Below are 15882 nucleotides of genomic sequence, written 5' to 3'. Positions count from 1 at the left end.
CTGTGGGCGACCGCGACAGGACATGATCATGGGAAGGGTGAGCCGGTCTTCCCGGGGTTGAGGATGCCGGCCGGGTCGAACGCTGCCTTGATCCGGGACAGCAGCGCCACCTGGTCCGCGCCGAGCCGGTCGGCCAGCCACGGCAACTTCGCCGCGCCCACCCCGTGCTCGCCGGTGATGGTGCCGCCGAGCTCCAGCGCCGCGGAGAAGATGTCGCCGATGGCGGCCTTCGTCCGCTCGATGGCTCCGTCGTCCGAGGGATCGACGACGGCGGTCGGGTGCAGGTTGCCGTCCCCGGCGTGCCCGAACGTGGCGACGCTGATTCCGTGCCGGTCGGCGATCTCGTCGATGCGCCCGACCATCTCGGCGATCCGCGGCCGCGGCACCCCGACGTCCTCCAAAACCGTCACCGGTGCCAGCCGCGCCAGCGCCGGCAGCGAGCACCGCCGCGCCGTCAGCAGCGCCTCGGACGCGGCGACGTCCTGGGCCAGGGTCACCCCGGTCGCGCCTTCCTTGGCGCACGATTGCGCCATCCGCTCCAGGTTGCGCGCGACGGTGTCCGGATCGCCGTCGTCGCCGAAGAGCAGCAGCGCGCCGGCGGTGCGGTCCAGGCCCAGGCCGGCGAAGTCCTCGACTGCGTTGATGCACTTGGTGTCCAGGAACTCCAGCGTGGCCGGGACGACGCCGTCGGCGATGACCCGCGCGACGGCACGGCCGGCGTCGGCCAGCGCCGGGAAGTAGGCGACCCCGGTACGGGAGTCCGCCGGCGCCGGCACCAGGGCGACCGTCACCTCCGTCACCACTGCGAGCGTGCCCTCCGAGCCCGTCAACAACCGGGTGAGGTCGTAACCGGCGACGTCCTTCCACAGCCGCCCCCCGGTCCGGATGATCTCACCGGTCGGCAGCACCGCCTCCAGGCCGAGGACGTAATTGCGGGTGACGCCGTACTTCAGCCCGCGCAGGCCGCCGGCGCAGGTGGCGACGTTGCCGCCGACGGTGGACACCGTCTTGCTGCCCGGGTCCGGCACGTAGAGCAGGCCCTGCTGCGCCGCGACCGCCGCCAGCTCCGTCGTCGTCACCCCGGTCTGTACGACGGCGAGCAGTTCGTCGGCGTCGACCTCCAGGATCCGGTCCAGCCGGGTGAGCACCAGCACGATGCCGCCGTCCTGCGCCAGCGTGCCGGCGGCCAGGTTCGAGCCCGCGCCACGGGGTGTCACCGGGATGCGCCGCTCGGTGGCCAGCCGCAGGACCGCGGCCACCTCCGCCGTCGACCCCGGCAGCACCACGACGTCCGGCCGTGCCGCAAACAGCGGTGTGGCGTCGCGGGAGAACGCGGCCACGGCGCCGTCGTCGGTCTTGACGTGCTCCGGCCCGACGATGCCACGCAGTTTCTCGACCACGCCGTCGTCGACGGCACCCCACTCAGCGCTGTGGTCCGACCTCATGACGGACACCTTGCCACCCGTCGGCCCGATGAGGAAACAGCACTGCCAAGATGTGCAGGTGCGCCGACTGCTTTTGGACCTTACGCCGCTCAGGGTCAGCGTCCCGTACCGCCGGTTGTGGATCGGCATCTCGCTCTCGGGGATCGGCACCCACCTCACCACCGTCGCCGTCGGCCTGCAGGTCTACGACCTCACCGGATCGACCTTCAACGTCGGGCTGGTCGGACTGTTCGCGCTCGGCCCGCTGGTGGTGCTCGGGCTGTACGGCGGCTCGATCGTCGACGCGCACGACCGGCGGCGCGTGGTCCTCGTCACGTCCAGCGGGCTGCTCGCGGTCGCCGTCGCGTTCGCCGTCCAGGCGTGGTCCGACGCCGGCCAGGTGTGGCTCCTGTACGTCCTGGTGGCGGCACAGAACGGGTTCTTCGCGGTCAACTCCCCCGCCCGGACGGCGATCATCCCGCGGCTGCTGCCGACCCACCTGTTGCCGGCCGCCAACGCGCTGGCCAGCATGTCGACGAATCTGGGCCTCACCATCGGGCCGCTGCTGGCCGGCGTCCTCATCGACCAGGTCGGCTACGGCTGGACCTACAGCATCGAGGCCGTGCTGCTGGTCGTGGCGTTCACGACGCTCGTGTCGCTGCCGCCGCTGCCGCCGGAGGGCCGGATCCGCCGCGCCGGGCTGACCTCGGTCCTGGAGGGCCTGTCCTACCTGCGCACCCGGCCCAACGTGCGCATGACGTTCCTCGTCGACATGGCCGCGATGATCCTCGCGATGCCCCGGGTGCTCTTCCCCGCCATCGCGGCCACGTTGCTGGGCGGCGGGTCGACGACGGTGGGCATCCTGGTGGCCGGGATGGCCACCGGGTCCGTCCTGGCCGGGCTGTTCTCGGGGCCGCTGGGCCACGTGCGCCGGCAGGGCCGGGCGGTGCTGGTGGCGGTGGTGGGCTGGGGGCTGGCGGTCACGGCGTTCGGGGTGGTGCTGTTGCTGACGCCGACGGACGGCGCGGTCTCCGGCGACGGCGGCGCGGCGCACTGGGCGTTGTGGCCGGCGGTGTTCTGCATGGCGCTGGCCGGCGCCGCCGACACCGTCAGCGCCGTGTTCCGGATGACCATCCTGCAGGCCGCCACGCCCGACGAGATGCGCGGGCGGCTGCAGGGCGTGTTCATCGTGGTGGTCGCGGGCGGGCCGCGGCTGGGCGACCTGGTGCTCGGCTCCATGGCGGAGATCAGCTCCGAGGCGCTGGCCGCCGTGGCCGGTGGCCTGCTGTGCATCGCGGTGGTGGTGGCGCTCGCGCTCACCCAGCGCCGCTTCGCTCGCTACGACGCCCTGGATCCCACCCCCTGAAATGATCACGTTACGTTGGGCTCCTCCCGCTCCACCACGAATGCTTACCTGGTGCGGCGGGAGCACGCCTGGGGTGGGCAGCACCGGAGCAGCGCGCTACGGCCGAGCCCGCGACCCCGCGAACCGAGGAGGTACCACGTGCCCGACATCCGCGTCTCGACGTCCCGTGGCTGGGAGGTCGTCCACCTGGGCTCCGACGAGCTGGACGTCGACGTCCTGCCCGGCAAGGGCGGCGACGTGACCTCGGTGCGCTGGCGGCCGCTCGGAGTCGACGTCATGTGGCGCACCCGCTGGGGTCTGCGTGCCCGCGGCGAGACCGGCACGGTCGGCTCCAGCGAGGCGATGCTCATGCACGCCTACCCCGGCGGCTGGCAGACGGTGTTCCCCAACGGCGGCGACGCCACGACCGAGCACGGCGTCGAGTGGGGCATGCACGGCGAGGCGTGGCTGGCCTCCTACGACTGGCACGCCAACGGCCCGGCATCCATCGAACTGCGCACCCACCTGGTGCGCAGCCCGTTCTCCGTGGTGAAGCGGATCGCCGTCACCGGGCCGACTGTCACCGTCACCGAGACCGTGACGAACGAGGCGGCCGAGCCGATCGAGGTCATGTGGAGCCAGCATCCCGCGTTCGGGGCGCCGCTGGTCGGGCCGGGTGCGCGGGTCGAGACCGACGCGCGCACCGCCCACGTCGCCCCGGGCACCAGCGCGCCATGGCCGATGCTGCCGGACGGAACCGACCTCGCGCGCCTGCCGGAGGAGCGCTCCGGCATCAGCCGGCTCGCCTACCTGGCCGACTTCGCCGAAGGCCGGGCGGGCGTCGTCAACGACGAGCTCGGCCTGCGCGCCGACCTGAGCTGGGACACGAGCCTGATGCCGTACGCCTGGTACTGGCTGGAGGCAGGCGGCCGGACGGGGTTCCCGTGGTACTCCGACGCCTACGTGCTGGCGCTGGAGCCCGCCACGAGCTGGCCGGGTCGCGGGATCGCCACCGTGCGCGCCACCACCGGAACGCAGATCACCATCGACCCGGGGCAGAGCCGGACGTCCTCGGTGGCGCTGACGCTCGCCGCCTCCCCATGATCATCAAGACTTGACCCGCCTATGACCGGGTCAAGTCTTGATGATCATGGGGAGGGGCATACTGCTCTCATGTCCTCCACTGATTCCCCGGCCACGCGTGTCGTCACCGCCGGCCGGCCGGACCGGGCCGCGGACGCACCGCTGAACGAGCCGGTCACGTTCGCCTCCACGTACCACGCCGGCGGCGAGGTCGGCTACGGCCGCTACGGCAACCCGTCGTGGACGGCGCTGGAGACCGTGCTCGGCGACCTCGAAGGCGGCCGGGCGCTCGCCTTCGCCTCCGGGCTGGCGGCCTCCAGCGCGGTGCTGTCCCTGTTGCCGGAGGACGCCGTCGTCGTTGCCCCCGACTGCGCCTACCTGGGGGTTCTCGACCAGCTGCGGGAGCGCGCCGCCCAGGGCCGGGCGACACTGCGGCAGGTCCCGGTGGACGACGCCGCTGCCGTGGCCGCCGCCGCGGACGGAGCCACCATGGTGTGGCTGGAGTCGCCGACCAACCCGAACCTCGACGTCACCGACATCGCGGCCGCTGCCACCGCGGCGCGCGCGGCCGGCGCGGTCACCGTCGTCGACAACACCTTCGCCACTCCCCTCCTGCAGCGGCCCTTGGAGCTGGGTGCCGACCTCGTGGTGCACAGCGTCACGAAGCTGCTGGCCGGCCATTCGGACCTCGTCCTCGGCGCCGTCGTCGCGGGATCGGACGACCTGTACCAGCGGCTGGACGCACACCGCCGGCTGCACGGGTCCATCCCGGGTCCCATGGAGGCCTACCTTGCTCTGCGCGGGCTCCGGACGTTGTCGGTCCGGCTCGAGAAGGCGCAGACCACGGCGGCGCTGTTGGCGTCCCGGCTGGCCGGGCATCCCGCCGTCACGAAGGTCCGCTACCCCGGCTTCGGCACCATGTGCTCGATCGAGGTGGCCGGCGGCGCGGCGGCCACGGACAAGGTCGTCGCCGGGGTGCGGCTGTGGGTGCACTCGACCAGCCTCGGCGGGGTGGAGTCGTCGCTGGAGCGCCGGCGCCGCTGGCCGACCGAGAGCCCAACCGTCGACGAGTCGCTGCTGCGGCTGTCGGTCGGGATCGAGGACGCCGACGATCTCTGGGCGGACCTCGCCGGGGCCTTGGAGGCCGCGTCCGCGTGACGGGTCCGGCGTCCGGAGCGGGCGCCCGCCCCAGGCGTTCTCCCGCCGCCCGGGGCAAGCAATCATGGTGAAGCGGGAACACCCCAACGGGACGTGATCATTTCGAGGTGGCGGCGGGGTGGGAGGCCCACCAGAGGTCCTGGTAGGGGCCGGCGACGGCGACCAGGTCGGCGTGGGTGCCCTGCTGGACGACCCGGCCGGCGTGCAGCACCACGATCTCGTCGACGCCGTCGAGGCCGGCCAGCCGGTGCGTCACCAGCACCGTGGTGCGGCCGCGGGTGGTGTCGAGCAGATCGGCGACGAGTTCGTCGGCGGTCTGCGGGTCCAGGCCCTCGGTGGGCTCGTCGAGCAGGATCACCGGCGGGTCGGCCAGCAGCGCCCGGGCCAGCGCCAGCCGTTGCCGCTGACCGCCGGAGACCTGGCCGCCGCCCTCGCCGACCTCGGTGTCCAGGCCGTCCGGCAGCGACGACACCCAGTCGCGCAGCCGGGCCAGCTCCAGCGCCGCCAGCAGGTCGTCGTCGGTGGCGGACGGCCGGGCCAGCCGGAGGTTCTCGCGGATGGTGGTGTGGAACAGGTGGGCGTCCTGGGTGACGCCGGTGATCACGCCGCGCACGTCGTCGCCGTCGTAGTCGCGCACATCGTGGCCGCCCAGCAGGACGGTGCCGGCGGACGGTTCGATGAACCGCATCAGGCAGGCCAGCAGCGTGCTCTTGCCGGACCCGCTGGCGCCGACGACGGCCACCCGCCGGCCGGCGGCGAGCCGTAGCGACACGCCGTCGACGGCGTCGTGTTCGGCGCCCGGGTAGCGCACCGACACGTCGCGCAGCTCGATCGTGACGTCTCGCCCCGGGGCCGGCAGCGGCGACGGCGGTTCGGCCACCGGCGCCTTCGCGTCGAGCACCGCCAGCACGCGCCGCATGGACGCCTGCGCCTCCAGGAGCCGCTGGACGGCCGGCACGAGCGGCAGCACCGGTTCGAACGAGATGAGCGCGACCAGTGCCACCACGGGGACCATGACCGCCGCCAGGGACCCGGCATTCAGCGCCAGGACGGTGACCGCGACGGTGGTGGCGCCCTGCACGAGCATGGCGCCCGCGCCGCCGAGCGCGGTGCTCAGCGCGGTGCGGCGTTCCAGCCGGGCCAGGTGGTCGCCGGCACGGTCGGCGTCTGCGAGGGCCTGCTCCGTCGCGCCGAAGACCGCGAGGTCGGCGCTGCCGTGCAGCAGGTCGGTGTGCCGGGCGGCCAGCTCGGCACGGGCCGGGGCGAGCCGGCGGGCGGTGCGCCGAGCCGCACGGACCATGAGCAGGGGCACGACGATGCCGGCCAGCGCCAGCCCGACGGCCAGCACGACCGCAGCCGACGGCAGCACGAGCGCGGTGACGCCGACCGCTACGCCGGCCACGACGACGGCCGTGCTCACCGGCACCAGCACCCGGACCACGAGGTCCTGGACGGCTTCGACGTCGGAGACCATGCGGCTGAGCAGGTCCGCGCTGCGGTAGGCGGGCAGCCCGGACGGCGCCAGCGGCACGAGCGCGTCGTAGACCCGGCCGCGCAGCGTGGCCAGCGCCCGGAGCGCGGCGTCGTGGCTGGCCAGCCGCTCGCCGTAACGGAACACGCCGCGCGCGGTGGCGAACGCCCGAACACCGACGATGGCCAGGGACAGCGCGGCGAGCGGCGGCTGCTGGGCGGCGCGAGCCAGCAGCCAGGCGGCCGTCCCCATCAGCGCCAGCGCGGCGAGCTCGGTGACGACCGACGCGGACACCGCGAGCAGGAGCCGGCCGAGGTGGGCCCGCAGCATGCCGAGCATCCGCCGGATCGGGCCGTGCGTCGCCGTCATCAGCCGACACCCACCGCGGCGCGGTCCGAGCCGCCGACGATGTGCCCGCGTTCCAGCCGCACCACCCGGTCGGCGTCGAGCACCATGGCCGGGCGGTGCGCGACCACGACGACGGTCCGGCCGGTCATCAGCCGCGCGGTGGCGTCGACGACGGTGGCCTCGCTGCCGGCGTCGAGGCCGGCGGTCGGCTCGTCGAGCAGCAGCAGGGGGGCATCGCGGAGGAACGCCCGGGCCAGGGCGATGCGCTGGCGTTGCCCGGCGGACAGCCCGGCGCCGCGCTCACCCAGCGGGGTGTCGTAGCCCCGTGGCAGGGTGGCGATGAACTCGTCGGCGTGTGCCAGGCGGGCGGCCTCGGCGACGGCGGCGGCCGTTGCGTCCGGGTGGCCGAGGCGGATGTTCTCGGCGACGGTCCGGGCGAACAGGTGCGGGCGCTGCGGCACCCAGGCCAGCCGTTGCCGCCACTGGTGCGGTTCGAGGTCGGCCAGGTCGGTCTCGCGTCCGGTGTCGTCGACCAGCAGAACCCGGCCGGAGGTGGGCGTGACCAGCCCGAGCAGGACGCCCAGCAGGGTGCTCTTGCCCGCGCCGCTGGGCCCGACGAGCGCCAGCCGCTCGCCGGCGGCAACGGTGAGCGAGACGTCGTCGAGCGCGGGTTCGTCGCGACCGGGGTAGCGGACGGACACGTTCTCGAACCGGACGCTCCAGGTGGCGGTGTCCGGCACGCGGTCGGATGCCGGGAGCCGGCCCCGCGAGCCGTCGGTTCCCGGCCCCGCGCCCGGCGCGTCGAGCACCGCGAACGACCGTTCGGCGACGGCGAGCCCTTCGGTGCTGGCGTGGAACTGCGACCCGAGTGCGCGCAGCGGCAGATACGCCTCGGGCGCCAGCAGCAGGATGAGGAACGCCGTCTCCAGCTCGAGACCGCCGTTCAGGGTGCGCAGCCCGACGGGGACGGCGACGAGCGCCACGGACAGGGTGGCGACGAGTTCGAGCACCAGCGCGGACAGGAACGCGATGCGCAGGGTGCCCATGGTGGCGGCGCGGTGCTCCTCCGCGGTGCGGCGGACGGCGGCGGCCTGCGCCTTGGCGCGGCCGAACGCCCGCAGCGTGGGCAGCCCGGCGACGAGGTCGAGGAAGTGCCCGCCTAGCCGTTCCAGAGCGCGCCATTGCCGGTCGGTGGCGCGCTTGGTGGACATGCCGACGAGGATCCCGAAGATCGGGATGAGCGGGAGGGTCACCAGGACGATGACGGCGGACGCGAGGTCGGCGGCGGCGATGCGCACCAGCACCGCGAGCGGTACGACCGCGGCGATGAACAGCTGCGGGAAGTAGCCGGTGAAGTAGGGGTCGAGGGCGTCGAGTCCGCGGCCGAGGGTGGTGGTGAGGCCGCCGGTGTGCTGCCCGGCCAGCCAGCCGGGGCCCAGGTCCTGGGTGCGGCGCAGCAGCTTCCCGCGCAGCGACGCCTTGATGGACGCCGCCGCCCGCTGGGCCAGCGCCTGCTGTGCCCACGACAGCCCGGCCCGGACGGCGAGCACGCCGGCCAGCAGCGCGAGGGTACCGGCGAGGGCCTCGGCGCCGGAGCGTGACAGGACACCGTCGGCGAGCGCCCGGGCAAGCAGCTCGGCCTGGACGAGGATGGCGACGGCCCCGGCCACCGCCAGGAGGGTGAAGGCCAGGGCGACGACGCGGTAGGCGGGGAGGCTGGCGAGCAGCCGGCGGGCGAGCTGGTTCAGAAGAACACCGCCGATCGGGAGCCGACCCTGTCCCGGAACGTCCACGCCATCCAGACCTGCACGGCGATCAGCAGCGGCACCGCGGGCAGCACGACGTACGCGAGCAGATCGAGCGTGCTGTCGTGCGCGAGGCCGTCGAGCAGCCGGGGCGCGGTGGCCGCGCCGACGGCCAGCACCGGCGCCGCGGCGGCGAGCGCTGTGCAGGCGTAGGCCCACCCGTCACGCCGGCGTTCGACCAGCCGCAGGGCAACCGTCACTGCGGCGACGGCGAGGACGCCCACCAGCGCGGCCGGGAGCGGCCGGGCCAGCTCGACGCTGAACGCCGGGGTGGCGACACCGACGGCGGCGAGCAGCGCGAGCGCGGCACCGCCGGCGCGGCGGGCCGTCCCGGTAGCCCGGACGCGCCGGCCAGGCGGCAGCTTGAGCGCGGCGAACACCGCCCCATGCAGCGTCAACACGGCGACCACGGCGGCCCCCCACAGCAGTGAATAAGGCCCGACCAGTGTCTCAAGACCCGGTCGTCCGGTCGCGGGCACCCCCTGCGCCACGTTGCCCAGCAGCGTGCCCCAGGCGAACGCGAACACGGTGCTCGCGACCACGATGACGCGTTCCCACCCCCGCTGCCACGCCGCGGACGGACGCCGGCTGCGGAACCAGACGCCGATGTCGCGCAGCACCCAGGCGACGACGAGCGTCACCACCAGCGGGTAGTACGCGTACAGCAGGTCCTTCTCCAGCGCCGGGAAGGCCCCGATGAGCAGCCCAGCCGCCGCGACGAGCCACACTTCGCCACCGAGCAGGAACGGTCCGATCGCGGTCAGCAGCAGCCGCCGTTCCGGCCCGGTCCGTCCGATCCGCCGCAGGGATCGGCCCAGGCCGAGGTTGCCCCCGTCGAGCACGGACCAGCCGGCCAGCAGCAGCCCCAGCAGGCCGAGCCACACCAGGTCCATCGTCAGCTCCTTCCCGCCGTCACCAGTTCGCCGGAGGCGTCCCCCGGGGGATCGCTGTCGCCGTCCTCCGTGCCGGGCGGGCCGTCGGAGCCGAGGACGAGGTCGTGCGGGCCGCGGCGGGCGAGCCGCGCGATCAGCCACCAGTCCAGCACCGCCAGCACCGCGAACAGGGTGGTGAACGCGATCAGGCTGGTCAGCACGGCTCCCGCGCTGTGCGGCGAGACGGCGTCGGCGACGGTGAGCTCGCCGTACACGACCCACGGCTGCCGGCCGACCTCGCGCAGCAGCCAGCCGCACACCACGACGACGAACGGCCAGGGCAGCGTCCAGACGTAGAAGCGGTGCCAGAACCGCCGGAGCCAGGCCGGTCGGAACCGGTCGAACGCGTCCTTGATCAGGAACAGCATCAGCCCGGCGAACATCATCATGTAGATCGTTCCGCTGGTCTCCATGACCGGCCAGGCGAAGGAGATCCAGGTGGGCGGGGTCCAGTCGCCGGGGCCGTGCAGCGCCTCCATGGCTGCCTGGACCTGGGCGCGGTCCGCGGCGCTCGCGCCGAACGCCAGTTCCTTTCCCTCGGTGAGGTGGCCGAACTGCGCGTACCCGTTGCCGAGGGCGAAGAACGAGGCCACCGCCCCGACGACGACGGCGATGCGCAGCGAGCGCCGGAAGAAGTCGACGTCAGAGGTCCCGCGCAGGAAGTGCCACGAGCAGATGCCGAGCATCACGACGCTGGCGGTCAGCAGACAGACCGGGACGATGTGCAGCAGCGCCCCGATGGCGTGCTGGTTGGTCAGCAGCGCGCCGAGGTCGTCGATGCGCGCCGCGCCGTCCTCGACGACGTGTCCGACCGGTTCCTGCAGGAAACCGTTCGCCACCATCACCCAGAACGCCGACAGGTAGGCGGTCAGGACGACCAGCCAGATCAGTGCCGTGTGCACCCATCGGTTCAGCCGGTGCCAGCCGAAGATCCACATGCCGAGGAAGGTGGATTCGAGGAAGAACGCCACCAGCGTCTCGGTGGCCAGCGGCGCGCCGAACACATCGCCGGCGTAGGTCATGAGCCCGCTCCAGTGCAGCCCGAACTGGAACTCCATGGCCAGCCCGACCACGATGCCCATCGCGTAGTTGACGATGTAGAGCTGCCCCCAGAACCTGGTCAGCCGCTCGTGCACGGTTCGGCCGGTGATCGCCCAGCGGGTCTGCAGGATCGCCACCACCGGCGCGAGCCCGAGCGTGAGCACCACGAACAGGAAGTGGAAGATCGCCGTCAGCGCGAACTGCAGCCGCGACAGGTCCAGCGCACTCATGCCCCACCCAGCTCCTTCCACCGGTTATCGAGATTGCAGCGGCTCGCTACAGGTAGGCAGCCTACACTTATATGAGTAGACTGCCGACATGAAGGCCGACGCGCTCCGCGGACACCTCGACGCGATGATCCTCGCGGTGGTCAGGGACCGGCCCCTGCACGGCTACGGCATCGCCGAAGCCCTCCACTCCCGCAGCGACGGCGCCATCGACCTGCCCACGGGCACGCTGTATCCGGCCCTGCGCCGGCTCGAGCGGCTGGGCTACCTGCGCAGTGCGTGGGACACCGTCGGCGGCCGCAAGCGGCGCACGTACGAGCTCACCCGGTCAGGACGCGCCCAGCTCGCCACGCAGCAGCGCGCCTGGGCCGAGATGACCACCGTCGTCAGTTCCATCCTCGGAACCTGACCGGCGGCGCGACGTCAGCCACAGGCACCGGCAGGCAAGCCAGCTGATCCACACGACCGAGCCGAAGGTGAGCAGCGACAACACCACGATGTGCGGGCCGTTCCACTCCTCGGCACTCTGCGGTGCGAAGGCACTGAGCACGGCGCCGCCGGCCAGCCGCGCCACCACGTCGGCCAGGGCCACGACGGCGAGCACCTGGACCACCAGCCGAGTCGGCAGCCGCCGCGCACCCCGGCCGAGGGCGAGCACCGCGAGGCCGGCCAGCACGACAACCACCACGGTCGACCAATCCATCGCCCGTGCCACCACGGAGTACCACGACGCCGGCGTGGGCCAGCCCTGTGCGACCGCCGCCGTCGTCCACGTGTAGGTGCTGAGCGCGAACTCCGCCGAACCGAGGACGGCGACCAGGCCGGCCAGATAACGCCCGGCTATCGCGGCCAGCTCCGCCCGCAGCCCGGCCGCCACCATCGGCACCGGGCCGAACTCCTCGACGGCCAGCCGCTCGGCCTCGGCAGGCGTGGCACCGGCGGCCCGGTGCGCCGCCGCGGCGTCGTGCAGACCGTCACGGACCTCGTTGAGCATGCCGCGCCGCGGCAGCAAGGGCCCGCGGACCTCACGGCGCAACTGCGCGACATACCTGTCGATCACACCGGCAGGCTAGGTCCGGCGGGCCGGGCGCGGAAGAACACGAGCCGCGATTCCGGGACGAGTCAGGGATCCCCCGGAGCCGGCGACCGGGGTCGTCGAGACCCCACTAGCGATCATGAGGCTGCGGCGCCACCGGGTTGACTTGTCGAGGTGAGTGATCTAGGCCACGATGACCGCAATGCGCGGCGCCCTCGACGGCGACTAATCTGTACCAGAGCAGCCGCGCAGATTCGAATGAAAGAAGGCGACGCGACAGTGGCCCCAACCGGCCCGGCATCGGGATTCGGACCGAACGAGTGGCTCGTCGAGGAGTTCTACGAGAGCTGGCTCGAAGACCCGACCAGCGTTGATCCGCAGTGGGCGGAGTATTTCGCTGAGCGCCGCCCTTCCAAGTCAGCCGCCAGCGCATCGTCCACCACGAGGACCACCGTGACCACGAAGGATGCGACGCCCGCCACGCTCGCACCGTCCCAGTCCGCCGCACCGGCCACGAAGCCCGCTGCCGATAAGCCGGCCGCCGCGAAGCCCGCCGCCGCGAAGTCCACCGCGGCACCGGCGAAGTCCGCGCCGCCGCGGCCGGCCAAGCCGGCTGCGGACCAGCCCGCCGCGCCGTCTGCCGACGGGCCCGAGCTGGTGCCGCTGCGCGGCGCGCCCGCGCGCACGGCCACCAACATGGAGGCCAGCCTCGAGGTCCCCACGGCCACCAGCGTGCGCGCCGTCCCGGCCAAGCTGCTGGTCGACAACCGCATCGTCATCAACAACCACCTGGCGCGCTCCCGCGGCGGCAAGGTGTCGTTCACCCACGTCATCGGCTACGCGCTGGTCAAGGCGCTGCAGACGATGCCGGACATGAACTACGCCTATGCCGAACGCGACGGCAAGCCGGCGCTGGCCAAGCCCGCTCACGTCAACCTGGGCCTGGCCATCGACATGAAGAAGTCCGACGGCACCCGCCAGCTGCTGGTCCCCAGCATCAAGAGCGCCGAGGAACTGAACTTCGCCGAGTTCTGGGCCGCTTACGAGGACGTCGTGCGGCGCGCCCGCGACAACAAGCTCACCGTCGCCGACTTCCAGGGCACCACCATCACCCTGACCAACCCGGGCACCATCGGCACCGTGCACTCGGTGCCAAGGCTGATGAAGGGCCAGGGCACCATCATCGGTGTCGGGGCGATGGAGTACCCCGCGGAGTACCAGGGCGCGGCCGCGGAGACGCTGGCCCGGCTGGGTGTCTCCAAGACCATGACGCTCACCAGCACCTACGACCACCGCATCATCCAGGGTGCGCAGAGCGGCGACTTCCTGCGCATCGTGCACGGGCTGCTGCTGGGCGACAACGGCTTCTACGACGAGATCTTCCGCGCCCTGCGCATCCCGTACGAGCCCATCCGCTGGGCCACCGACGTCACGTCCAGCCACGAGGACGAGGTCAGCAAGCAGGCGCGGGTGCTGGAGCTCATCCACGCCTACCGGGTCCGCGGCCACCTCATGGCCGACACCGACCCGCTGGAGTACAAGCAGCGCACCCACCCCGACCTCGACGTCAGCACTCACAACCTCACGCTGTGGGACCTCGACCGCGAGTTCGCCACCGGTTCGTTCGGCGGCAGCAAGCGGTTCATGATGCTGCGCGACATCCTGGGCGTGCTGCGCAACGCGTACTGCCGCACCGTCGGCATCGAGTACATGCACATCCAGGAGCCGGAGCAGCGGCGCTGGATCCAGGAGCGGGTCGAGAAGCCGGTCGACCTCACGCCGCGTGAGGACCAGCTGCGCATCCTGCTCAAGCTCAACCAGGCCGAGGCGTTCGAAACCTTCCTGCAGACCAAGTACGTCGGGCAGAAGCGGTTCTCGCTCGAGGGCGGCGAGTCGCTGATCCCGATCCTCGACGAGGTCGTCGAGGCGGCCGCCGAGGCCGGCCTGGAGGAGGCCTGCATCGGCATGGCCCACCGCGGCCGGATGAACGTGCTGGCCAACATCGTGGGCAAGAGCTACGGCCAGATCTTCAGCGAGTTCCAGGGCAACATCGACCCGCGTACCGTGCAGGGATCCGGCGACGTCAAGTACCACCTGGGCGCCGACGGCGAGTTCGCCGCGCTGGACGGGTCCAAGATCAAGGTCTCGCTGACCGCCAACCCCAGCCACCTCGAGGCCGTCAACCCGGTTCTGGAGGGCATCGCCCGCGCCAAGCAGGACATCCTGGACCGAGGCGAGGAGTTCCCGGTGCTGCCCATCCTGGTGCACGGCGACGCCGCGTTCGCCGGCCAGGGTGTGGTGGCCGAGACGCTCAACCTGTCGCAACTGCGCGGGTACCGCACCGGCGGCACCGTCCATGTCGTGGTGAACAACCAGGTCGGCTACACCACCTCGCCGGACCAGTCCCGCTCGTCGATGTACTCCACCGACGTCGCACGCATGGTGCAGGCGCCGATCTTCCACGTCAACGGCGACGACCCGGAGGCGTGCACCCGGGTGGCCCGGCTGGCCTTCGACTTCCGGCAGACGTTCCACAAGGACGTCGTGATCGACATGATCTGCTACCGGCGCCGGGGCCACAACGAGGGCGACGACCCCAGTTACACCCAGCCGCTCATGTACGACCTCATCGAGGCCAAGCGGCCGGTGCGCAAGCTCTACACCGAGGCGCTGATCGGGCGCGGCGACATCACCATCGAGGAGGCCGAGCAGGTCCTGCTCGACTACCAGCAGCAGCTGGAGCGGGTGTTCGCCGAGACCCGGCAGACCGCGCCGACGTCGTTCACGACGGTGCCGAGCTACCCGGAGAAGCCGGAACCGCCCGGCGAGTTGGTCACCGCGACGTCGCCGGAGGTGCTCAAGCGCATCGCCGACGCCTACCTGACGGTGCCCGAGGGCTTCACCGTGCACCCGAAGGTGCTGCCGCAGCTGCAACGGCGCGCGTCCGCGCTCACCGAGGGCGGCATCGACTGGGCCACCGCCGAGATCACCGCGTTCGGTTCGCTGCTCATGGACGGCCGGCCCGTGCGGCTGGCCGGCCAGGACAGCCGTCGCGGCACGTTCGTGCAGCGGTTCGCCTCGATCGTCGACCGCCGTACCGGTGAGCCCCACATCCCGCTGCAGCACCTCGACGAGTCGCAGGCGAAGTTCTACGTCTACGACTCCCTGCTGTCGGAGTTCGCGGCCATGGGCTTCGAGTACGGCTACTCGGTGGCCCGGCCGGAGGCCCTCGTGCTGTGGGAGGCGCAGTTCGGCGACTTCGCCAACGGCGCGCAGACCATCATCGACGAGTTCATCACCGCCGGTGAGGCCAAGTGGGGGCAGCGCTCGGGCATCGTGTTGCTGCTGCCGCACGGCTACGAGGGACAGGGTGCCGATCACTCGTCGGCCCGCATGGAGCGGTTCCTGCTGATGGCCGCCGAGGATGCGTTCCGCGTCGCCCAGCCGTCGACGCCGGCGTCGCACTTCCACCTGCTGCGCCAGCAGGCGCTGGAGGTGCACCACCGGCCGCTGATCATCTTCACCCCGAAGTCGATGCTGCGGAACAAGCGGGCGGTGTCCCAGCCCGACGACTTCACCGGCACGACGGCGTTCCGCCCGGTGCTGCCGGACCCGGAGCGCATCGACGCGAACAAGGTCGAACGGGTTCTGCTGTGCAGCGGCAAGATCACCTGGGAGCTGCTGGCCGAGCGGGGCAAGCGCTCTGACGAGCGGACCGCGATCATCCCGGTCGAGCAGCTGTACCCGCTGCCGGCGGACGACATCGTGCGTCAGCTGGGCGAGTTCCCCAACCTGCGCGAGGTGCGCTGGGTCCAGGACGAGCCCGAGAACATGGGCCCGTGGCCGTTCATGGCGCTGCACCTGGCGCCGCGGCTGCCGCAGCACCTGCCGTTCACGTCCGTCACGCGGCCGGCCAGCACGTCGCCGGCCGTCGGCAACCACACCGTCCACATCGAGCAGCAGAAGGCACTGCACGACGCCGCCTTCGCCTGATTCGCTGGAGCCGAGCACC

General features: G+C 72.3%; 11 protein-coding genes. 5 read left to right on the top strand and 6 right to left on the bottom strand.

The window, feature by feature from the left end; genetic code table 11:
- Nucleotides 1-26: 26 nt before the first annotated feature.
- Nucleotides 27-1445, bottom strand: a complete 1419-nt coding sequence (locus JIAGA_RS0107400; protein WP_035812223.1) for an FAD-binding oxidoreductase — start codon at nucleotides 1443-1445, stop codon at nucleotides 27-29.
- Nucleotides 1446-1503: 58 nt separating this feature from the next.
- Between JIAGA_RS0107400 and JIAGA_RS0107395 the strand changes: the two genes are divergently transcribed.
- The 3 genes from JIAGA_RS0107395 to JIAGA_RS0107385 all read left to right on the top strand — a co-directional run bounded on the left by JIAGA_RS0107395 (nucleotide 1504) and on the right by JIAGA_RS0107385 (nucleotide 5010).
- Nucleotides 1504-2790, top strand: a complete 1287-nt coding sequence (locus JIAGA_RS0107395) for an MFS transporter (RefSeq protein WP_026875171.1) — start codon at nucleotides 1504-1506, stop codon at nucleotides 2788-2790.
- A gap of 138 nt (nucleotides 2791-2928) precedes the next feature.
- Nucleotides 2929-3873 carry a DUF4432 family protein gene (locus tag JIAGA_RS0107390; RefSeq protein ID WP_026875170.1) on the top strand — a complete coding sequence of 315 codons (945 nt, stop codon included), beginning with the start codon at nucleotides 2929-2931 and terminating at the stop codon, nucleotides 3871-3873.
- 69 nt (nucleotides 3874-3942) lie between these two features.
- On the top strand, nucleotides 3943-5010 hold the full coding sequence (locus JIAGA_RS0107385; protein ID WP_026875169.1) for a trans-sulfuration enzyme family protein: 1068 nt from the start codon (nucleotides 3943-3945) through the stop codon (nucleotides 5008-5010).
- Between the two features lie 97 nt (nucleotides 5011-5107).
- Here the strand turns inward: JIAGA_RS0107385 and cydC are convergent, their stop codons facing one another.
- Genes cydC through JIAGA_RS0107365 form a run of 4 tightly spaced genes read right to left on the bottom strand, consistent with a single transcriptional unit; the run spans nucleotide 5108 to nucleotide 10837 of the window.
- Nucleotides 5108-6850: a thiol reductant ABC exporter subunit CydC gene (gene cydC, locus JIAGA_RS0107380; RefSeq protein WP_211239557.1), complete on the bottom strand. Its 1743-nt coding sequence runs from the start codon at nucleotides 6848-6850 to the stop codon at nucleotides 5108-5110.
- Nucleotides 6850-8622 carry a thiol reductant ABC exporter subunit CydD gene (cydD, locus tag JIAGA_RS28180; protein WP_211239556.1) on the bottom strand — a complete coding sequence of 591 codons (1773 nt, stop codon included), beginning with the start codon at nucleotides 8620-8622 and terminating at the stop codon, nucleotides 6850-6852. The genes cydC and cydD overlap by 1 nt, the downstream gene beginning before the upstream one ends.
- Nucleotides 8574-9527 carry a cytochrome d ubiquinol oxidase subunit II gene (locus JIAGA_RS0107370; RefSeq protein ID WP_026875167.1) on the bottom strand — a complete coding sequence of 318 codons (954 nt, stop codon included), beginning with the start codon at nucleotides 9525-9527 and terminating at the stop codon, nucleotides 8574-8576. The genes cydD and JIAGA_RS0107370 overlap by 49 nt, the downstream gene beginning before the upstream one ends.
- 2 nt (nucleotides 9528-9529) lie before the next feature.
- A complete protein-coding gene (locus tag JIAGA_RS0107365; protein ID WP_026875166.1) occupies nucleotides 9530-10837 on the bottom strand; it encodes a cytochrome ubiquinol oxidase subunit I in 1308 nt (435 codons plus the stop codon).
- Between the two features lie 88 nt (nucleotides 10838-10925).
- On the opposite strand from JIAGA_RS0107365, the gene JIAGA_RS0107360 reads away from it, so the two are divergent.
- Nucleotides 10926-11243, top strand: a complete 318-nt coding sequence (locus JIAGA_RS0107360) for a helix-turn-helix transcriptional regulator (RefSeq protein ID WP_026875165.1) — start codon at nucleotides 10926-10928, stop codon at nucleotides 11241-11243.
- On the opposite strand, the gene JIAGA_RS33725 is transcribed toward JIAGA_RS0107360, so the two are convergent.
- On the bottom strand, nucleotides 11163-11894 hold the full coding sequence (locus JIAGA_RS33725) for a permease prefix domain 1-containing protein (RefSeq protein WP_084469535.1): 732 nt from the start codon (nucleotides 11892-11894) through the stop codon (nucleotides 11163-11165). The genes JIAGA_RS0107360 and JIAGA_RS33725 overlap by 81 nt on opposite strands.
- 234 nt (nucleotides 11895-12128) lie before the next feature.
- Between JIAGA_RS33725 and JIAGA_RS0107350 the strand changes: the two genes are divergently transcribed.
- Entirely contained in the window at nucleotides 12129-15863 is a 3735-nt protein-coding gene (locus tag JIAGA_RS0107350) for a multifunctional oxoglutarate decarboxylase/oxoglutarate dehydrogenase thiamine pyrophosphate-binding subunit/dihydrolipoyllysine-residue succinyltransferase subunit (protein ID WP_026875164.1), read from the top strand.
- Nucleotides 15864-15882: the final 19 nt, after the last annotated feature.

This window comes from Jiangella gansuensis DSM 44835, from assembly GCF_000515395.1.
GTDB classification, from domain to species: Bacteria; Actinomycetota; Actinomycetes; order Jiangellales; family Jiangellaceae; genus Jiangella; species Jiangella gansuensis.
The sequence above is the reverse complement of the archived record's forward strand: the minus strand, read 5'-3'. Positions and strand labels throughout refer to the sequence as shown.